The sequence below is a fragment of the Psychrobacillus sp. 05T411 genome, from assembly GCF_056396485.1.
The window spans coordinates 122,404-142,212 of sequence record NZ_JBFTLO010000005.1 but is presented as its reverse complement, the minus strand read 5'-3'; the positions used below and the strand labels follow the sequence as shown (position 1 = coordinate 142,212).

The window sequence follows — 19,809 nt, the reverse complement described above, 5'->3', positions numbered from 1 at the left end:
GCTAAAGCTTTCTGAACATCAGTTAGCCTATCAATTATTAGTTTGAGTACATTCTACATAATATGTCTCAAAACCGAATGTACCTTGGCTTTCTCCCCTATGTAGTTGAAACTTTATTTCGACAAAAAAAGCAAACTTTAACTGGGTCAAGACTATGTGGTTTCCATAATTACCAGTTATTCAAATATCTAAAAAAAGTGCAAATCGATTTTGCCATTAAAGTGTAATCACTCTTGTCATATAATTGATATCTCTTTCTCACAATTCTGCAATAGTATTGAAATCTTTAAATGTTAAACTAAGTGTCGTTAGTGAAAAGGAGGAAATTCATTTTATGAAAAAACAAATTGTTGCGCTAACGGTAATTGCAGCATTATCAGTAGGAGCGGCGGGACAAGCATCCGCATCAAGCGTTCATACGGTAGAAAAAGGAGATACACTTTGGTCTATTTCAAAAGAGAAGAATGTAACTGTACAAGACTTGCAAGCATGGAATGGACTTGACTCAACTATTATATATCCATCTCAAAAGTTGAAAATAGAAGAGATGTCTGAAACGCATATCGTTGTATTGGGAGATACGCTTTTTGATATTGCCAAACTACATAATCTATCCGTGGATGAATTAATGAAGCGTAATCAACTTACTAGTGATTTAATACAACCTGGAGATGAATTAGTAATTGATGGGACTAAAAAGGTTGAACGTAAAGTAAGTACGGCTTCTTTACCAGTCGCAAATGTATCTACTGCACCTGCTACGCCTAAACCATCAGCTCCTGTAGCATCTACAGCAAAAGAACTGACTGTTACTTCAACAGCGTATACAGCATCTTGTGAAGGATGCTCAGGTATAACAGCGACTGGTATTGATTTAATTGCAAACCCACAACAAAAAGTTATTTCTGTAGATCCTTCCGTTATTCCACTAGGTTCTAAGGTTTGGGTAGAAGGATACGGTGAAGCAATTGCTGGGGATACTGGCGGGTCGATTAAAGGAAATAAAATAGATATTTTCATTCCATCAAAACAAGAAGCAATCAATTGGGGCAAGAAAACTGTTAAAGTAAAAATTTTAGATTAAGAGAATATGTAAAAGGTGGGTCCTTGCGCTCATCTTTTTTTGTGTTTTAGGAGATAATCAAGTAGGAGGTAAGTGGACAACTTTTTCTTAACAACATAAGGAATGCCGCTTTTTATAGAAAGTGCGTCGTAGAGAAGTAACCACTAGCCTTCGCGCTTGCCGCACCTTGCATGAGCCAACTCGTGTTGCACACGAGTGGGTCTCATGACTGCGGCTCATGCGGCCCGGCGCGCTGCGGCATCAATATCCACTCTATTTATTCGGAGAAGATTATCCAATAAAAAATGCGTAACGTTGCATTCGTTACTTGTAAAATCTCCCTTCAAACTCACAACATTATAGACCATTTGCGCAACCTTTAGAAATAATGCATCCAATTCCTAGTCGTCTCAATCCAAGTAAAGAGCTATTTTAAGAAATGGTTGCTTTCACCGGCAATTTAGTTGCTCTCCTGCTGATTTGATTGCTTTCAGAATAGAATTGGTTGCTTTCAATAACTGATTGGTTGCTCTAAGCCATTTATTGGATTCATACAGTCGAAAAACTGTATAAGATTTTGTTTTTAGCTAGTCGATACGGAATAAGTAAGCAATTTTCATTGATTTTCGCTGCAGGCGTCGACTCCTACCGGATAAGTGAGCAAAATGAGACTTCACAACGTCCGCCTAAGCGGCGGTGAAGGCTCATCGCTTACCCGGTGGAAAGCGTACGACTGTAGCGAAAATCACAGCGGTCACTAAGACGCATTATCCCTATAATGTACAAAATATCTTCAATGGGCTACTCTGGTAAGCAAGATACATGTAAAGCCCACTTCCACTTTATTTACTTGAACAAAAGTATTGCTTTTCCATTCATTGAAGAAAAGAGATACAAACTATATAATAACTGGATAGGCGTTAACACTAAGTGTATATGAATGATTCCGAAGGCGTGAAGTGAGGTTATGGGTATTTCAATGAAAAAATCACGAGTGACGTTATTGAAACAAATGACGCTACTTATAATAGTTGTTGTGCTAATCAGCACATTGCTAGTAAGCATCCTTTTTTCGACAATGCTCGATGATATTGTGGAAAACAATATGGGCAAACAAGCGATGACTGTCGCAAAATTAACTGCACAAAATCCTACAATTATTGAAGCATTTGAAGATGAAGATCCATCCAAGCGTATTCAACTAATTTCAGAAACGATTCGTGAAACAACCGGGGCAGATTACGTCACTGTTGCTAATGAACAAGGGATACGGTATTCACATCCTAATCCTGTAAATATCGGAAAACCAACAGCTACGAGTAATGATGCGGCACTTCAGGAGCACAAATCCATCATTTACCGAGGTAATGGGATATCAGGACCAGCCATAAAAGCGAAAACGCCGATTTGGAACGACAAAGGGGAAGTTATCGGTGTCTCCTCTGTTGGATTTTTAGTAAATAGCATAGAGCAACAAGTACTAAATTATAGAAAGCATGTGATTCAACTAGCTATTATTCCGCTATTAATAGGAATCGGCGGTGCAATATTAATAGCGAGAAGGTTAAAAAAACTGACCTATGGACTAGAGCCAGCAGAGATCTCCTTCCTATTTACAGAGAAAGAAGCAACGCTAGAATCCATTCGTGATGCAACGATTACCGTGAATATTGAAAAAAAGATTACATCGATGAATCGGCGAGCGCGTGAATTATTTCATGACCAGCAGCTTATTATAGGTTCCATTATTGCAGACAACCAACTTGAAAAATATATTAATGAAGCAATTGCAACAAAAGAAAGCTATACGAGTAGGAAATTGTTACTAAACCAACAACTGTATGTACTGGATGCTTCCCCTATACTTATTAAGGAAGAGATTTTGGGAGTTGTTTTAACGATACGAACTGTGTCAGAAATTGAACAATTGGCCGAAGAATTTTCGAAAATAAAAACCTTCTCGGAAAACATGAGAGCTCAAAACCATGAGTTTTTAAATAAATTAAACACCATATATGGGTTGCTTATTTTAAAAGAATATGACCGTGCGATTAACATCGTTTCTTCGGAAGTGAGTGAACGACAAAATATTGTATCATTCCTTATGGAATCTGTAAGAGATCCTTTAATCGCGGCATGTTTGCTAGGTAAAATGAATCGTTCAAAAGAGTTGCAAGTTACTTTGGAAATTGATTCTGACAGTCGATTAGATAGCATCTTAGCTAATGATAAATCGAATCATTTTGTCCCTATAATTGGTAATATAATAGACAATGCAATGGAAGCAGCGAGGAAACAGAACGAACATAAAGGTTTGGTCAAAGTTTCTTTTACCGATTTAGGAAAAGAAATTATTTTTGATATCGAAGATAATGGACCAGGCGTTCCTCTGACGATGGAAGATACCATTTTCCAAGAAGGATACACGACAAAAAGTGGAGAAAACCATGGGATTGGGTTAGCTATTGTAAAGAATTCCATTGGGTTGTTGAATGGTCAGATTTATGTGGACAAGAGTGAATTAGGCGGAGCTAGATTTACCATTATTATTCCACAAAATAGTTAGGGTAAAAGGAGGTGTGAATATGTCGAGAGAGACGATAAATGTCATTATAGTGGAAGATGATGAAGATGCAGTAAATATTTATAAGCAGTTTACCAATCAACTCGAATATTACAATGTCATTGCTACAGCTAGTTCAGGGAGTCAAGCACTACAATTATTAAAAGTTATTCAGCCACAGTTACTACTGCTCGATGTATATTTGCCTGATATGAATGGAATAGAGCTACTTCGGGAAATTCGGAAAGAATATCGTGGCATCGACGTTATTATGATCACCGCTGCAAATGATACCAAAACTGTTAGTGAAGCGATACGGGGTGGAGCGTTCGGGTATCTTATAAAGCCCATCATCATCGATAAATTTATTGCCACATTAAAGCAATATGACGAAGTGAGAGAACAATTACATCTAAATCCATTAGTGAATCAGGAAAATATAGATGATTTATTCCGTTCCAACAATAAAGTAAAGTCAGTATCTGCTACTAAACAAGTTACTTATCCAAAAGGAATTGATAAGCACACATTGAAATTAGTTCGAAGTAAAATTGTGCATATCAATGAAAGTTTAAGCGCAGATGAGTTTAGTCAACTAGTTGGGATCAGTTATTCAACTATGCGCCGCTATTTGGAGTATCTAGTTTCACTGGAAGAAATGGAAGTAGAAGTTCTGTACGGAAGTGTTGGAAGACCTGAAAGAAAATATAAACGACTAATCAAATAAACCCCTGTTAATGATTCGTTTTATGCGTTTCTTAACAGGGGTTTTTCACGTAAGATGGCACGTGAAAAATATGAAATTAATAATAACAATAAAAAAAATACCCATTATTATCTTTTTGTATTTTAAATATTTTAAAGCTGATAAGATTATAAAAATTAGAAAACAACGAAGAAAGCGCTATCATTTAGTTCGGACGATGGGAGTGTTAAGTGACGGCGAGCGCGTTTTCAAAGTAATGGGGGGTTAATATATGTTATCACTATTAGGTTTTTCAATGGTCGCGGTATTTATGTATTTAATCATGTCGAAGCGACTTTCAGCTTTAGTAGCAATTATGATAGTGCCAATTATTTTTGGAATTATCGGTGGATTCCTAACAGATTTAGGACCAATGATGGCAGCTGGTGTAGAAAAGGTAGCAATGACAGCAATTATGATTTTATTTGCCATTTTATATTTCGGGATTATGATCGATACGGGTTTATTTGATCCTTTAATCGCTAAGATATTGCAGTTAGTAAAAGGAGATCCTTTAAAGATTGTTATAGGGACTGCTGTACTTTCTATGATGGTAGCGTTAGATGGAGATGGGACAACGACTTACATCATCACGGTATCTTCATTATTACCACTATATAAACGACTCGGTATGAATCGTTTAGTTTTAGCAACAGTAGCTATGTTATCTATGGGCGTTATGAATATGACACCATGGGGTGGAGCATCCGCTATGGCTATGGCGTCGCTAGGACTAGATTCTTCTGAATTATTCATCCCAATGATTCCAGTAATGGGAATAGGTCTTGTTTGGGTAATTGTAGCAGCGTTTATGTTAGGGAAAATGGAACGCAAAAGAATTGGTGTTATTGAGCTTGAACCAATTCAAAAAACTGGAGCTAATCAGTTTGGTGCGAATCCTGAGCTAGCTGCAACAGCTGAAGTAGCGGATTATAAACGTCCGAAACTAGTATGGTTCAACCTAGGTTTGACGATTTTATTGATGGTTTGTCTAATTTTAGATTTCATGTCATTAGCGGTCTTGTTTATGATTGCATTTGGAATTGCATTGCTAGTGAACTATCCAGAATTGAAATTGCAACAAGAACGTATTGCAGTACATTCAAAAAATGCATTAGCTGTAGTGTCTATTGTTATCGCAGCAGGTATTTTCACAGGTATTATGACCGGTACTGAAATGATTGATGCGATGGCTAAAACATTAGTAGCGATTATTCCTGATGCAATGGGACCTTACTTAACAGTAATTGTTGCATTCTTGAGTGCACCATTTACTTTCTTTATGTCGAATAATGCATTCTATTTTGGTGTATTACCGATTATTTCGCAAGCTGCCGAAGCGTACGGAGTGAGTGCTGTAGAAATAGGGCGTGCATCGTTGATTGGTCAACCAATTCATGTACTAAGTCCTTTAGTTGCAGCAGCGCATTTATTGATTGGCTTAGTTGAAACGGAATTCGGTGATTTGCAACGATTTGCCTTAAAATGGGCTTTTGGAACAGTTGTTGTGATGACACTTGGAGCGTTAGTATTAGGTGTTATTACAATTGGATAATAAAAAATGACGATGAATCGAAAGGATTCATCGTCATTTTTTATATGGATTTTAAAAGTATAGTAGATGTCGTTTTTGCGAGACTCATGACGGTATCTAGTCTCGTGCTATTTAATGAGTTCACGGGATAGTTTGGATCTAAGTAATTTACAATACCTTTTAAATGATAGTTACCGACTGCAGGCAATAGGTTATTAATAGCATATCCTGGAGTAAGTGGACCCTCTTTTAATATAATGGAACCGATTTGATGATCATCTCCTAAACAGGCATCCACACTGAAAATAATAGGATTGCTGAATTGACGATGAATTTCTTCTAGTACGACTTTCAAGTTTAATGCATGAACAGGTTCCGAAATTGTTCCGAAAACTTGAAAGGGGAAGTTTTGTTCTTTTAGCATAGTTCCAACAAAAGGCCCATAGGAATCCCCGGTGGAACGATCTGATCCAATACATAGAAAAACGATATCGTTAGTAGATGCCCTACATAATGTTCGAAGTAGATAGGACATCTCATCCATATCTTCTTCGTTCGATGAGCTCGCTGAATAACTGTAATACAATGCATTGTTTTGCATGTGCACTTTTTCTTTTTTCTTAAAAGGAAACAACCCGTCACGCTCCCCTCATTTGAAAGTTCATATAAGCATGTTCTATCATTGTAACCGTAGTATAAGTCTGAATTGTTTGAATTTCAAGTGCCGTTTCTTTGCTTCATGGAGGGGGTATTATGTTTTTAGAATAAGGAGCATAGAATATGAGTAGGGACAATAGGAAAGGGGCAATTTAATGTATTTTTCGAACGTTCAATACCCTCCGATGCGAGTCATAATAGTGACAGGTAATGGAAAAGTTGATGCACAGCCAAATTATGTGCAGCTTCAACTAGAAGTCAGTACTGAGGGGGAAGACTTAAGTAAAGTCCAACAAGAAAATGCGAATATAATGAACCAAGTTATTCAATCTATTTTAGCGTTAGGTATTCCTAGAGAAGATATTCAAACCTCTGCTTATAACATAGTTCCAAATTATGATTTTGTAGACGGAAGACAAGTCTTTCGGGGGTATGAGGTAAGGAACGCAATTTCTGTAAAAGTAACAGACGCTAGTCAAGTCGGTACTGTCATCGATACCGCTGTACAAAATGGTGCTAATCGCGTTTCATCTGTGCAATTTAGAATCGATGATACGACCCCATATTACCAACAAGCACTACGTCTAGCTCTTCAAGATGCACAAACAAAAGCAAAGACGATAGCCGAAACGATGCAATTACCTTTGCATCCACATCCGATAGAGATAGTGGAGGAAAGTCAGAGTCAACCTGTAGCATATAAATCTGTTGCGATGGCAGAACAGAGCTTTACGACTCCAATTGAAGAAGGACAAATCACGATAAGCGCAGCGGTAAGGGTTAAGTTTCAATATTGATTAGTAAATAAAATAGCTTTATTACATGAAATCTAGCAGATCAAAATACTGCTAGATTTCTATTTGTCTAAAAAACGAATTTCATGTACCGATCTTTTATAAGTCGTCAAAATGAATTTCATATACTTTTTTTGGACGTCCTCGTAGTTTCTTTTGCAATTGAGTAGTTACAGTTGCTGCACCATTCTCCTCTAATTTCTTGAGTATGCGATTTGCAGCTCTTGGTGTAATTCCTAAGTGAATGCTTAAGTCTTCTGACGCCACCATGTTTGATTGTAGTTTATCCATAACAGCAATAATTTTTTGTATTTGCAAAGGGGAAGTGTTAAGTTTTGTACTTAATTTCTCAATTTCCAAATCATATTGCGTATCTACCTTTATCCAATCTTTGTCACCTAGTGGTCCGATTAGTGTCTCCTCTTTAGTTAAAATATAGGCCTGAGTTTCTAAAGCTGCACACATTTGTGCGGCTTTTTCTGCATTAAGCTGTGCTTCTTGAATAGAATGCCCAACACCCCATCCAATGTGCACAGGGAATTGTAATTCTTGTGTGAGAAAAGATGCTAATTGACAGTTTTTCATCTCATTTGTGATCGATTTGAAGTCGCTATAATTTGTAATGATTTCATAATAGAAAGCATTTCGATGGATGATAAAGGACATTTGATTGTTTTTGCTAAAGTCGAGAATAGCTTTATGTAATGACATTTGTCGATATTCTAAGTCCGCCACGTTATCTCGATTAATAGACATCTCTAAATGAGCAATAACTACCTGGTTTTCAATTAATTGTAGAAGCTGAATTTCTTTTAACAAAGCCTCTATTATCTTAATCATACTTTGTTCAGAAGGAACAACTAATAAAGGCTTGATACCATATGGCTCCAACATTTCAGGCAAATTACCTAGTCGTGTCATACTCACATCCACTTTGTTTTGTTTCCACATCTCCACGTGAAAATCACGCATTTTATTATATACGTCCATATCTGCGTATGCTTGCATACTAAGATCAAAGATATAAGGAGTATCATCTTTTTCAGCCCATTCATATACACCTAAATAATTGTTTTCTTCATACAAAAAATCTACTAAACATCTCTTCATTTGGAAGTCTTTATGTTTATAAATATATTCGGAAAGAGTTCTGTAAAAGTCCTCTTGGGTGACGTCAAAATGTAACATTGGCACGGGTACATTCGGAAAATATTGTTTAATGAAAAAATAAGGAATTTGTCCACTAAATAATATACCATCCACTTGATGAATTTTTTCGAGAAATATTTCTTGTAAATGTGCTAAAGAATCATAAATAGTAAAAATAAAATTACATTGTTCAATGCCCAAAGTATCAACATTCTTTACCCATTTTAATGAATTTTTTGTAGTGAAAATAAGAATTCTCGGCATTTTTAAACTTTTCTCCTTTTTCTAAAAATATATTGATATTTTTTTGCTGTTAGTTTACTCTGTTATTTAAAGACATATCACAAAGGGGTCTTTTAATCGAAAAAGGGGTGATTCTATTGCAACAAGTATTTACTAAGGTTGAAAAGAACGATGAAAATAGATTTTCAAAATTTTTGTCTATTATTGAGAAAGTAGGAAACAAGCTTCCACATCCGTTTATCTTGTTTTTCTACTTAACAGTTCTTCTCGTCATTCTATCATGGATTTTAAGTTTATTTAAGGCAGCGGTTGTTCATCCGAATACACAGGAAATGGTTGCGGTTAAAAGTATTATTTCTAATGAAGGTATTCAGTTCATTTTATCAGATACGCTTAAAAACTTTACGGGGTTCGCTCCTCTAGGTTTAGTTCTAACGATTATGCTAGGTATTGGTTTAGCAGAAAAAGTCGGATTATTAGAAATGCTCATGAAAAGGGCAATTCTAAGTACACCCAAAAAAATTATTACGTTTGCAGTATTCTTCATCGGAATTTTAGGAAATGTTGCTTCTGATGCAGCTTTTGTTATAGTACCACCTTTAGCGGCGCTCGTTTTCTTATCTGTCGGTCGCCATCCAATAGCTGGTTTAGCAGTCGGCTTAGCGAGTACAGGTATTGGTTTCACTGCCAATATATTAATCGCTGGTACAGATGCACTTTTATCGGGTATTTCTACTGAAATTTCGCAAGGAATTAATCCAGATGTTATGGTGACACCACTTGATAACTGGTTTTTCATGAGTATTTCTACATTTGTTCTAGCAGCTCTAGGTACTTTTATTACCGAGAAATATGTCGAACCGCGTTTAGGTGTATATAAGGGAGAGCAACAGACTATCTCCAACGATATAAGTCCGATAGAAAAAAGAGGTTTACGTAATTCTCTTATCTCTGCAATCGCTTTCATTGCTATAATTGTCATGGGCATGCTTATCCCTAATTCGCCCCTCTTAAATGAGGATGGCACTATATTGCGATCCCCATTTTTATCGGGCATTATACCAATTCTATTTTTATTCTTTTTAGTAGTAGGTATTACTTATGGTATTAGTACGAAGAAGATTAAATCTTCAGCTGATATTCCAAAATTGATGACGGAAGCTATCGGAAGTTTATCTGGATATATTGTACTGATTTTTATGATTGCTCAGTTTGTGGCTTACTTTAACTGGAGTAATATTGCCATTTGGTTTGCAGTTAATAGTGCGGCATTATTGACAACACTAAATATGACCAATGTCTTTGTTATTGTGTTGTTTGTTTTATTAACAGCATTTCTAAGCTTATTTATTATTAGTGGTTCTGCCTTGTGGTCATTAGTCGGTCCGGTGTTTATTCCGTTGTTTATGGTACTTGGCTATCACCCGGCATTTATTCAGTTGGCGTATCGTATTGGTGAATCTTCTACCAATATGGTGACACCTTTAAATCCTTATTTCGCGATAATTCTATCGTTTATGCATGTGTATGATAAAAAAGCAGGTATTGGTACGCTTATGTCACTTATGATTCCGTATACTATAGCGTTTCTAATAGTTTGGATTATTTTAATGTTAGTTTTCGCATTGTTTGGAATTCCGATTGGACCAGGTGTTTCATTACATCTGTAATTTACTTAATCTAAGGAGTGGTAAGGGTGGACATTTTTACAATGAATCCCAATTTGACTGAGCAAATGCTTACATGGAGAAGAGATTTTCATCAATATCCCGAAGTAGGATGGACAGAATTTCGTACTGCCTCGATTATCGCGCATGAATTAAGTCAATTAGGGTTTCAAGTGCAGATAGGAAAAGAAGTATTATCAGAAACTAGGATGGGGTTACCTTCTGAAGAATATTTGGCACTTTATTATGAGAAGGCCAAGGAGCACGGCGGTTACTTGGAGTATATGGAAAAAATGGTTGGAGGATTTACAGGAGTAGTTGGAACAATTAAAGGGAAGAAATCAGGTCCAACCATTGCTTTCCGTTTTGATATGGATGCTTTAGAAATAGAAGAATCTTCTGAGCCATCTCATATTCCCCAGCAATTTGGTTTCCGTTCACAGTATGAAGGAAATATGCACGCTTGTGGGCACGATGCTCATTGTGCAATTGGTTTAGGTTTAGCGAGCGTACTTGCAAATAATACAGATCATATTGAGGGAACTATTAAGATCATTTTTCAGCCTGCAGAAGAAGGTGTTCGCGGTGCAAAATCAATGGTTGATGCTGGTGTATTAGATGGTGTTGATTACTTTTTAGGTATGCATGTAGGAGCAGGTTCGCCGTTAGGTACAGTTCTTGCAGGTACAAATGGATTTCTAGCGACAACTAAAATTGATGCAAAATTTACTGGAAAAGCTGCACATGCAGGGGCAGAGCCTGAAAAGGGGAAAAATGCTTTACTTGCTGCGGCTTCAGCAATACTGGGACTCCATGCAATCCCAAATCATAGTGGCGGTGCATCACGTATAAATGTAGGTACTTGTATAGCTGGAGATGGACGTAATATTGTGCCAGCGCATGCTTCTTTACAATTGGAAACGCGTGGGGAAAATAGCGATGTACATATGTATGTTCATGAGCAAGCACTATCTGTCTTAGAGGGAGCATCGAACATGTATGGAACGGAGCTTTCTTATGAAATAGTCGGGGCTGCCAAAACTTGTTCCTCTTCTGAAAAATTAATAGAAATGGTTGCTCATGCAGCAAAGAATGTTAATGGTGTAGAAGAAATTATACCAAGCTCCAAGTTTGCGGCTGGTTCAGAGGACGCAACCTATATGATGGATCGAGTCCAAAGACAAGGTGGACTTGCTACATATGCCGTCTTTGGAACAACCTTAGCAGCGGGTCATCATCATGAGAAATTTGACATCGATGAAGCGGTACTATTTATTGCTTTACATACATGGTTAGCTACGATTGAACAGCTTTATCAAAATGAAAGTAGGTAATACTAAATGGTTGATGTAATAGGTTTAATTGATTCTTTAATAGAGGAAAAAAGTAAGGAAATCACAACGTTAAGTGATCGAATCTGGGAAACGCCAGAAACGCGTTTTCAAGAATATCAATCTACTAAACTGTTAAGCGGTTTTTTAGAGGACAATGGTTTTTCTGTAGAACGTGGAGTGGGAGGCATCGAAACAGCTTTTACGGCAACATTCGGACAAGATAAACCAGTGATTGGGATCCTTGGCGAATTTGATGCACTTTCAGGGCTTAGTCAAAGAGAAGCTTCAGATATAAGAGAAGCTTTAGAGGAAAATGGAAATGGGCATGGCTGCGGTCATAACTTATTAGGTACTGCAGGAATTGCAGCAGTTATTGCTTTAAAGCAACTTATTGAGGAAAAGAAAATTACTGGTTCTATAAAATACTTTGGATGTCCTGGAGAAGAAGGCGGATCAGGAAAAACTTATATGGTCCGTGAGGGTGTCTTTAACGATGTCGATGTGGCGCTTACATGGCATCCAAACTCATATTCTGGTGTCTTTTCGTTTTCATCTCTTGCGAATTATCAAGTTTATTTCTCTTTTGAAGGGAAAGCATCGCACGCTGCCAATTCACCTCATCTAGGACGAAGTGCATTGGATGCAGTCGAGTTAATGAATGTTGGGGTCAATTATTTACGTGAACATATTATTTCTGAAGCAAAAGTACATTATGCTGTCACTAATACAGGTGGATCTTCTCCAAATGTTGTTCAATCAGATGCGGAAGTACTGTATTTAATACGGGCTCCGCATATTAAAGAAGTAGAAGATATTTATCAGCGTGTTATTAATATTGCTGAAGGAGCGGCTTTGATGACCGGAACAAAGGTGACGGTACGCTTTGATAAGGCATGCTCTAATTACATTCCAAACGATACGTTAAATATTGTTTTACAAGATCAGTTGGAAGCTTTCGGATTACCAAATTACGACGAAAAAGAACTTAGTTATGCACGGAAAATGGCTAGCACTATTACAGTTGAGGAAGTAGATTCCGCTATTTTGGATGCACAAAAACTATCTAACTATCAAATAAGCGACCAATTTTATACAACAGATTACCCGTTTTTCAATGAGGTTATCCCTTATGCTAAAACCCGTGAAGTAATGCAAGGATCCACAGACGTAGGGGATGTTAGTTGGATTGTACCAACTGCCCAATTTTTTACAACATGTTTTGTAGCAGGGACTCCTCTCCACACGTGGCAACTTGTTTCGCAAGGGAAAACTTCGTTGGCACATAAAGGACTATTATATGCTGGGAAAGTCCTTGCTGCTAGCGCAGTAGAGATTTTTGAAAATCCCGAGTTAATTGAAAAAGCAAAAGAAGAACTAGCAAAACATACAAAAAATGCTTATCAAAATCCATTACCAAAAGTTTTACAACCAAGTATTTAGTAACTAAGTGGAATTAACAGATTAACATGTAAAAAAGGTACCATGCTATGATTATCCAATAGCTTGGTACCTTTTTAATCTGCTTTTAAAACTTAGTTGTCATCGTCATCCAGATCAAGTTCTAACACTTCACCAGTAGTAGCGTCGATTGTGATGTCAGCTTCCCCTTTATTTGTACGAAGTTCTATTTCATATTCATATCTATTATCGTCTTCGTCCAATTCAATTTCGATAACTTCGCCGTTCACTTGTTTTTTTGCAATAGCAATCGCTTCTTTTTCTGAGATTAGTGATTTTGGAGACGTCGCTTTTGCAGTAGCTTTTTTATTATCATCGTCATCGTTATCATCATCCAAATCTAACTCAAGCACTTTACCGGTAGTAGCATCGATTGTAATGTCATAATGTCCTTTATCATCACGAAGGTCTAATTCATATTCATATCTTCCATCATCGGAATCTAACTCAATTTCAATAACTTCACCGTTCACTTGTTTTTTAGCGATAGCAATCGCTTCTTTTTCGGAGATTAGTGTTTTTGTAGCGTTCACAATTTCTTTGCTTTCTAATTTACCATCATCTTCTTGTGCATAAGCATGAATTCCGATTGCCCCGCTCACTAATAGAGTAGTTGCTAATGAACCAATAACTAATTTTTTCATCATTTTTTCCTCCTAAGTTTGTTTTGCCTTACAGTTAATACTATAACCAGACAAAACTAAAGGACGGGGAAAGGAAGGTTAAAACTTGGAGAGAATAAGACTCGATTTTTTTCATAAATGAATAAAGCGACGGATACATCTCCATATTCAGATGTATCGGTCGCTATTAAAGTAAAGAATGAGTGGAATCCATCAGTCATCCCAATTGACTGATTTCACTTCTCCGGTGTAAGCATCCACTTGGACGGTTGCTTCGCGGTCATCCTCACCGTTCTCGATTTCCACATCTACTAGGTAATAGGGAGTTTGACCAGGAATTTGGTGAAACTCTGTATCATCCCCGTCTGCCGTTCCTTTAAGATGCTTGGCTGCAATCTCTACTGCTTCTTGTTTTGTTATTGGGATGATTTCAGTAGGTGCTTTTTCTGGTACTTTGTCTACTTTCGTCGGTGCAATGACTTCTTTTTCCGGTTGCTCCGGTGCTTCTTGGACGGGCTTTTCTGCTTTTTCTGTTTGGAATAGGGATAGCACATCTCCGCTTTTTGCATCTATTTTAATGAGATATACACCAGTTTCGAGCTTCAATTCTATTTGATATTCTCTTTCGGTCTTTGTTGTATTTATAATATCTCCGGGATACTTTTCAAGTACAACTGAATTCGCTTCTTCTTCTGTTAGGTCTTTTGCTGAGATAGAAGGGGCTAGCCAGAAGATCAAGCAAACAACAAGGAGAATAACTCCTACCGACCATATCCATTTCCTTTTCATTCTAAATCACTCCATACAACTATTTGTTAGCCCTAGTATACAATCTAAAAGTAAGAAAATGATGAGAAATGGTCGGTTACCTCTCCTCATTTTCTGTTGATTTGAAAAAAAGCGTAATAGTCGTTCCAAGATTTTCTAAGCTATCCAATTCTATTCGTATCCCAATTGTATCGGCTATTTGCTTTGCCATCGTAAGTCCTAGTCCAGAACCGCCTTGTTTTCTGCTTCTTGCTTGGTCCACGCGATAAAAACGATCAAATAGATGAGGTAAATCATGTTTTGGAATTCCCATTCCTTTATCTCTAATTTGGATATAGGTCTCATCGGAAGCTTGACCGATATGAATCGTAATTTGGTCCTCACTATATTTCCGGGCATTATCTAAAAAGATGTAAAGTAATTGTTTCAGTCTTTGTGCATCGGTGTAACCATTCGTAATTTCATTACTTGTTACTAGTACGTTTCGTTGATAGGTGTGTTGAAAAGTGTTTGCGGTTTCTTCTACAAGTTCTGTTACGTTTATTTGTTCCAACTGGATATTCCATTGCTCATGCTGCCTTGCAAGTTGTAATAACTGCTCAGTCATTTCTCTCATTCGCACGGCTTCTGAGTGAATAGCATCAATCGATTCTTCAAATAAGTCGGGTCTTTCCAAACCTCTCCGCTTTAGCAGGTCAGCGTAGTTTTCAATAATTGTAAGTGGGGTTCTTAACTCATGTGAAGCATTCGAGACAAATTGTTCTTGTTTTTCAAAATTGGACTGGAGTATATCAATCATATGATTAAATGTTTCACCCATTTCCACTAGTTCGATTTCCGAAGTTTTTTCCAGTTCTAGTCTTTTAAATTGAGCACTTTTTTGAATATCCTTCATGGTGTCAATCATGGACCTAATTGGTTGGATTATTAAATTACTCAATACTCTACTAGACAGAAAAACAGGAATCATAGCGATGATCGTTACAACTATCAGCACGAAACGTAGTATATTAAGCATGTCGTCCGTTGCCTGTATACTGTTTGTTACTTGCAGGCTCACTACATTACCATCATTCCAAACGACTGGATAGGAGGTGAACACATAGCGCTTTTTTTCAAGGGTGATGACTTCACTTACTTGGCCAGGTTCAAATCGAGCAGGCCGTGCTTTTAATGCTTCCTCTCCCTCTGAGGGGGTAGTGATTTTCTCGTTAATCGTTAAATCATTATTTAGTACTCGAATCATCCCATCGACGGGAACATAGGCAAGAAGAAGTTGAGCAGGTGGAATAAGATCCATATTGTCACCGATATTCGTTACAATCTTATCGACATTAGCCTCTGCTCTATTTAGTTCGTTTGTCATCATTAAATGGCTGAAAAGAATATAAATAGAAGCATTCATAAGAATTAATAAAGCAATAAATAACACGGAAGTATATAAATTAATCTTATTTCGAAGTTTCATGTCGCTTCCTTTAACACATAACCGACGCCTCTTACCGTATGGATGAGTGCCTGATCATAATTTGCATCCACTTTTTTTCTGAGATAACGAATATATACATCGACTATTTTTGTTTCTCCATCGTAGTCATAGCCCCAAACCGCTTCTAGAATTTGATCGCGATCTAAAACTTGCCGCTTATTTTTTAATAAATATAAAAGTAAGTCATATTCTTTTGGGGTTAAGTCAATATCACTTTTTTGCCGAATCACTTCTCGTGTTTTTTCGTTTACCTTTAAATCGCCGGCATGAAGCCATTCATCGTCTACGGCGTTTATGGATGATGTAACTTGTTTTATTCGTAAAACTGCACGAATTCTTGCAAGTAATTCTTCCATACGAAAAGGTTTGGTAATATAATCGTTGGCTCCAAGATCAAGACCTGATACTTTGTCTTCAATCGAATCTTTTGCGGTTAACAAAATAACTGGGATTAAGGAATCTTTTAATCGAATGCGTCGAAGTAATTCAATTCCACTCAAAGCAGGAAGCATGACATCTAATAATATTAAGTCCCATTCCTTGGAGAGATAAGCTTCTAGAGCATCCCTTCCATTAGTGGCTTTCCCTAGTTGGTATCCTTCATATTCTAACTCGATTTCCAGCAGTCTTAAAATCTTCTCTTCGTCTTCTACAATTAGTATGGATTCTTTCGTCAAAAGTCATTTCACCTCGCGATTATTTGCTTTCTTTATTCTAGGGGAGTTATGTATATAACTCAATTGAATCGCTAAGAACCAATTGAGTTATTCTTTCTACTTTATCTTAGACATAGACATACAAGAGTGAAACGATAGGAGGTAGAAATTTCGTGATTAATTACAAGAACTCGACTGAGTTAAGTCTTGTGCAATCTGCTACATATAATCTGCCACCAGCTTTAGTAAAGTAAGCAAGATTAGTGTCTAAATTCACGCTTACAAATCTTTCTACAGGTACACGAGTACTCTCCATGAAAACAGCTTCAAGAGCATAACCTGTTGGGAAAGTAGCTAATAGGTCACAAATACTTTCATTCATATATATCCACCTCCCACACAAAAAAATTCTCTCCGGTTTGGAGAGATTACTATACTGTATTAAATCTATTTGCTAACGCTTAGGTTTCTATCTTGAATAGAAAAATATTTTCGTTTTCTACGTAATAAATTAAATAAAAGACTATGCATAATATAAGAAAAGCAGGCTGTCTATTATGCAGCCTGCTTTCCTTATTCCCAACGAATAGCTTCAATATTCCCAATGGCAACGGAGATTGTCTCCAGTCCATCTGAAAAATATGCAATATCCAATTTATTGTTTACGAAAAGAAAATTTTCTAAAGATATGGCAACACCTTCCACTATTACTTGTTTGATTGGATAGTTTGGAGGAAGGGAGGATATAAGTGTGCGCATGTTTCCTTTTACTTCTAATACTTTTTCTAATAATGATTTCACTTCTTCAAAAGCTTCCTCCAGTTGTAATTCTTGCTGTTTCATGTTTTTCAGAATGATTTCATTCATTTTCTCAAGTGTGTCCTGTTTCTCTAAGGCTGCTTGATTATACATTGCGTTTTTTTCGAGTTGATTTAAAACAGATTCAAAATAGTTATCGTGATTGTGAACGCTTTGCTCCAGTCGGTTTAATAATTCATACTGTTTATGTGATCTTCTTGTGAGTAATTTATTAAAACCATCTTGCTTATTTATATGTTCGTTTATTGCGTGAAGGGAACGCTCTTGTTTTTTTATATAAGTTTTATAATTACTGGATGTCCGTGCCATTTCAAGGAAAATGTCTCTTAGATGCAGATAATTTTGTCTTTGCATTTTTTTTTGAAGGTTCAAGGCCTTTTCTTGTTTGCGCATATCTTCCAATATCGTTTGACACGATTTTTCAAGTTGAGTAATACAATTTATTACATGTAGATTTACTAATTTTTGCTCTTCTAAGGAATCTTTATATTTGTCGGCAACAAAACGACGCTGATCCTTATTCATTGCTAGCGCTGTGGTAAATATTTGTACCTCTGATTTTTTCATTTTTACATACCCCTTTTAAAAGTAACTGGTCATCATTCAGTATGTTATGTGCCTACCTTTATTTGAGTGAAGAAATTGCTATAGCTTACTTTTCAAAGACTTCAATATTGGAAGGAAATTGCTGGTTTTTGTCGAATGAAGTAAAGGAGTGATAAATAAAATTGGGTGTACTGGCATAATTTAAAAGAGAAAGAAACCTGGAGGGGGAGTAAATTGAACGAGGAAGAAATGGAAAAGCTAAATCCGTTTTTCTCTATTTGGTTTTCTACAAGACAAACGATTCGCTACGTGCTAGATTATAAGGATTTGAGATATTCGTTAACGATTGCGGCGATTGCAGGTATTCCTAATACAATTGGGGTAATAGGTGAATGGGAAAAGAATTTTGATGTTTCTTTGTGGCTAATACTAATTGGTGCTATTTTGCTTGGTCCGATATTCGGTTTAATTGGATTAACGATAGGAGCAGCTATTTATACTTGGGTTGGAAAATGGTTTGGTGGTACTGGAAAGTTTAAAGAAATGCTTCAGGCGGTTGGGGTAAATGCGATTCCTATTATTTGGATGACACCGTACTATATTATAGCGGCATTTATTGCTCACAGTGGATTTGCAGATATGACGAATGGACCAGTATCAGCAGGTGCAATTGGCTGGTTGTTATTATCGTTTTTTATCATGACCGCATTAGCGATTTGGATGATTGTTATTCAGAGTAAAGGGATTGGTGAGGTTCATCAGTTTTCTAGTTGGAAAGGATTTGCAACGCTTATCATTCCATCGATTATTATTGGAATCATTGTGTTCATCATTACATTTATCGTTATTTTTTCCGTTATGTCAGGGCAATACTAATAGTTTTAGGGGACTTGAACTAGTATTAGTTCAAGTCCTTCTTAATGTGATTATTAAAGTAAGCATTACATAGGAGGATAAAGAAATGAGACAAATTATTGCAATGGGGGGCGGAGGTTTCTCCATGGAACCGGAAAATCCCTTATTAGATCGATATATTTTAGGGCAATCCCCCGAAAAAAGACCAAAAATTTGTTTTATCGGAACGGCTAGTGGGGATGCAGACAGTTATATAGAAAAGTTTTATCATTTTTTCCAGCAAGAAGAATGTGAACCGACCCATTTATCTTTATTCAAACCTTCTACGCGAGATATAAACAAATTCATCATGGAACAGGACATCTTATATGTAGGTGGAGGCAACACCAAAAATCTAATGCTTCTTTGGAAAGAGTGGGAATTAGATATAGCAATTCAGCATGCTTATAATAATGGAACAATTTTAGCCGGTATTAGTGCCGGCTCACTTTGCTGGTTTGAAGAAGGAGTGACGGATTCATACGGGGACGAACTGGAGCCTATTACTTGTTTAGGCTTAATAAAGGGGAGTAATTGTCCACATTATGATGGAGAGGCAGATAGACGTCCTGTTTATAAAAGCTTCATCGAAGAAGGTATTATAGGGGCAGGATATGCTGCAGATGATGGAGTTGCCTTACATTTTGTGAATGAAAAATTAAAAAATGTAGTGAGCTCTCGTCCACAGGCAAATGGATATCATGTGGATAAGGACATCGAAACAAAGTTATCCACAACGTATTTAGGTAATGAATGAAAACAGGTTTACTAGCCATATTAAAAACGTACCAATGAGATGAAAGGGTG

The 19,809-nt window shown here is 36.8% G+C and carries 18 protein-coding genes; 10 read left to right on the top strand and 8 right to left on the bottom strand.

All coding sequences use genetic code 11. From position 1 onward, the window contains the following. Positions 1-334: 334 nt before the first annotated feature. From AC1DFT_RS05590 to AC1DFT_RS05575, 4 genes are all read left to right on the top strand, one after another. A complete protein-coding gene (locus AC1DFT_RS05590) occupies positions 335-1,084 on the top strand; it encodes a 3D domain-containing protein (protein WP_477918204.1) in 750 nt (249 codons plus the stop codon). A gap of 958 nt (positions 1,085-2,042) precedes the next feature. Continuing rightward, positions 2,043-3,629 (top strand): ATP-binding protein, encoded by a 1,587-nt coding sequence (locus AC1DFT_RS05585; RefSeq protein ID WP_477918203.1) that lies wholly within the window; start codon positions 2,043-2,045, stop codon positions 3,627-3,629. 19 nt (positions 3,630-3,648) lie between these two features. Continuing rightward, positions 3,649-4,353 carry a response regulator gene (locus AC1DFT_RS05580; RefSeq protein ID WP_477918202.1) on the top strand — a complete coding sequence of 235 codons (705 nt, stop codon included), beginning with the start codon at positions 3,649-3,651 and terminating at the stop codon, positions 4,351-4,353. A gap of 250 nt (positions 4,354-4,603) precedes the next feature. Continuing rightward, positions 4,604-5,926 (top strand): CitMHS family transporter, encoded by a 1,323-nt coding sequence (locus tag AC1DFT_RS05575; RefSeq protein WP_477918201.1) that lies wholly within the window; start codon positions 4,604-4,606, stop codon positions 5,924-5,926. A gap of 40 nt (positions 5,927-5,966) precedes the next feature. Here the strand turns inward: AC1DFT_RS05575 and yyaC are convergent, their stop codons facing one another. Further along, positions 5,967-6,539, bottom strand: a complete 573-nt coding sequence (yyaC, locus tag AC1DFT_RS05570) for a spore protease YyaC (protein ID WP_477918200.1) — start codon at positions 6,537-6,539, stop codon at positions 5,967-5,969. 178 nt (positions 6,540-6,717) lie between these two features. Here yyaC and AC1DFT_RS05565 point away from each other — a divergent pair, with 178 nt between their 5' ends. After that, complete coding sequence (locus AC1DFT_RS05565; protein ID WP_477918199.1) at positions 6,718-7,359, top strand: SIMPL domain-containing protein; 642 nt, start codon at positions 6,718-6,720, stop codon at positions 7,357-7,359. Between the two features lie 96 nt (positions 7,360-7,455). Here AC1DFT_RS05565 and AC1DFT_RS05560 read toward each other — a convergent pair whose 3' ends face one another. Further along, positions 7,456-8,769 carry a hypothetical protein gene (locus AC1DFT_RS05560; RefSeq protein ID WP_477918198.1) on the bottom strand — a complete coding sequence of 438 codons (1,314 nt, stop codon included), beginning with the start codon at positions 8,767-8,769 and terminating at the stop codon, positions 7,456-7,458. Positions 8,770-8,885: 116 nt separating this feature from the next. Here AC1DFT_RS05560 and AC1DFT_RS05555 point away from each other — a divergent pair, with 116 nt between their 5' ends. The 3 genes from AC1DFT_RS05555 to AC1DFT_RS05545 are packed head-to-tail and all read left to right on the top strand — an operon-like array spanning position 8,886 to position 13,189. Then, a complete protein-coding gene (locus AC1DFT_RS05555; protein ID WP_477918197.1) occupies positions 8,886-10,418 on the top strand; it encodes an AbgT family transporter in 1,533 nt (510 codons plus the stop codon). A gap of 26 nt (positions 10,419-10,444) precedes the next feature. Beyond that, positions 10,445-11,749, top strand: coding sequence for an amidohydrolase (locus AC1DFT_RS05550; RefSeq protein ID WP_477918196.1), 1,305 nt, complete (start codon positions 10,445-10,447; stop codon positions 11,747-11,749). A gap of 6 nt (positions 11,750-11,755) precedes the next feature. Then, a complete protein-coding gene (locus tag AC1DFT_RS05545; RefSeq protein WP_477918195.1) occupies positions 11,756-13,189 on the top strand; it encodes a M20 family metallopeptidase in 1,434 nt (477 codons plus the stop codon). A gap of 92 nt (positions 13,190-13,281) precedes the next feature. Here AC1DFT_RS05545 and AC1DFT_RS05540 read toward each other — a convergent pair whose 3' ends face one another. The 6 genes from AC1DFT_RS05540 to AC1DFT_RS05515 all read right to left on the bottom strand — a co-directional run bounded on the left by AC1DFT_RS05540 (position 13,282) and on the right by AC1DFT_RS05515 (position 18,129). Next, the gene (locus tag AC1DFT_RS05540) at positions 13,282-13,851 is read right to left on the bottom strand and encodes a PepSY domain-containing protein (protein WP_477918194.1); all 570 of its coding nucleotides are present in this window, start codon (positions 13,849-13,851) and stop codon (positions 13,282-13,284) included. Between the two features lie 192 nt (positions 13,852-14,043). Continuing rightward, positions 14,044-14,619, bottom strand: coding sequence for a PepSY domain-containing protein (locus AC1DFT_RS05535; protein WP_477918193.1), 576 nt, complete (start codon positions 14,617-14,619; stop codon positions 14,044-14,046). A 76-nt stretch (positions 14,620-14,695) separates the two neighbouring features. Then, positions 14,696-16,066 carry a sensor histidine kinase gene (locus AC1DFT_RS05530; RefSeq protein ID WP_477918192.1) on the bottom strand — a complete coding sequence of 457 codons (1,371 nt, stop codon included), beginning with the start codon at positions 16,064-16,066 and terminating at the stop codon, positions 14,696-14,698. Continuing rightward, a complete protein-coding gene (locus tag AC1DFT_RS05525) occupies positions 16,063-16,764 on the bottom strand; it encodes a response regulator transcription factor (protein WP_477918191.1) in 702 nt (233 codons plus the stop codon). Before AC1DFT_RS05525 ends, AC1DFT_RS05530 begins: the two co-directional genes overlap by 4 nt. 160 nt (positions 16,765-16,924) lie before the next feature. Further along, a complete protein-coding gene (locus tag AC1DFT_RS05520) occupies positions 16,925-17,125 on the bottom strand; it encodes a hypothetical protein (protein ID WP_477918190.1) in 201 nt (66 codons plus the stop codon). Positions 17,126-17,316: 191 nt separating this feature from the next. After that, entirely contained in the window at positions 17,317-18,129 is an 813-nt protein-coding gene (locus AC1DFT_RS05515; protein WP_477918189.1) for a hypothetical protein, read from the bottom strand. A 213-nt stretch (positions 18,130-18,342) separates the two neighbouring features. On the opposite strand from AC1DFT_RS05515, the gene AC1DFT_RS05510 reads away from it, so the two are divergent. Together AC1DFT_RS05510 and AC1DFT_RS05505 are read left to right on the top strand one after the other, a co-directional pair. Further along, complete coding sequence (locus tag AC1DFT_RS05510; protein WP_477918188.1) at positions 18,343-18,984, top strand: Yip1 family protein; 642 nt, start codon at positions 18,343-18,345, stop codon at positions 18,982-18,984. 85 nt (positions 18,985-19,069) lie between these two features. Continuing rightward, positions 19,070-19,759, top strand: coding sequence for a Type 1 glutamine amidotransferase-like domain-containing protein (locus tag AC1DFT_RS05505; RefSeq protein WP_477918187.1), 690 nt, complete (start codon positions 19,070-19,072; stop codon positions 19,757-19,759). Positions 19,760-19,809: the final 50 nt, after the last annotated feature.

Excerpts from the sequence above, each read along its gene's own strand:
- AC1DFT_RS05520 (WP_477918190.1), bottom strand. The coding sequence starts at position 17,125 with ATGAATGAAAGTATTTGTGACCTATTAGCTACTTTCCCAACAGGTTAT.
- AC1DFT_RS05575 (WP_477918201.1), top strand. The coding sequence starts at position 4,604 with ATGTTATCACTATTAGGTTTTTCAATGGTCGCGGTATTTATGTATTTA.
- AC1DFT_RS05530 (WP_477918192.1), bottom strand. The coding sequence starts at position 16,066 with ATGAAACTTCGAAATAAGATTAATTTATATACTTCCGTGTTATTTATT.
- AC1DFT_RS05565 (WP_477918199.1), top strand. The coding sequence starts at position 6,718 with ATGTATTTTTCGAACGTTCAATACCCTCCGATGCGAGTCATAATAGTG.
- AC1DFT_RS05515 (WP_477918189.1), bottom strand. The coding sequence starts at position 18,129 with ATGAAAAAATCAGAGGTACAAATATTTACCACAGCGCTAGCAATGAAT.
- AC1DFT_RS05590 (WP_477918204.1), top strand. The coding sequence starts at position 335 with ATGAAAAAACAAATTGTTGCGCTAACGGTAATTGCAGCATTATCAGTA.
- AC1DFT_RS05535 (WP_477918193.1), bottom strand. The coding sequence starts at position 14,619 with ATGAAAAGGAAATGGATATGGTCGGTAGGAGTTATTCTCCTTGTTGTT.
- AC1DFT_RS05540 (WP_477918194.1), bottom strand. The coding sequence starts at position 13,851 with ATGAAAAAATTAGTTATTGGTTCATTAGCAACTACTCTATTAGTGAGC.
- AC1DFT_RS05505 (WP_477918187.1), top strand. The coding sequence starts at position 19,070 with ATGAGACAAATTATTGCAATGGGGGGCGGAGGTTTCTCCATGGAACCG.
- AC1DFT_RS05545 (WP_477918195.1), top strand. The coding sequence starts at position 11,756 with ATGGTTGATGTAATAGGTTTAATTGATTCTTTAATAGAGGAAAAAAGT.
- AC1DFT_RS05585 (WP_477918203.1), top strand. The coding sequence starts at position 2,043 with ATGAAAAAATCACGAGTGACGTTATTGAAACAAATGACGCTACTTATA.
- AC1DFT_RS05560 (WP_477918198.1), bottom strand. The coding sequence starts at position 8,769 with ATGCCGAGAATTCTTATTTTCACTACAAAAAATTCATTAAAATGGGTA.
- AC1DFT_RS05580 (WP_477918202.1), top strand. The coding sequence starts at position 3,649 with ATGTCGAGAGAGACGATAAATGTCATTATAGTGGAAGATGATGAAGAT.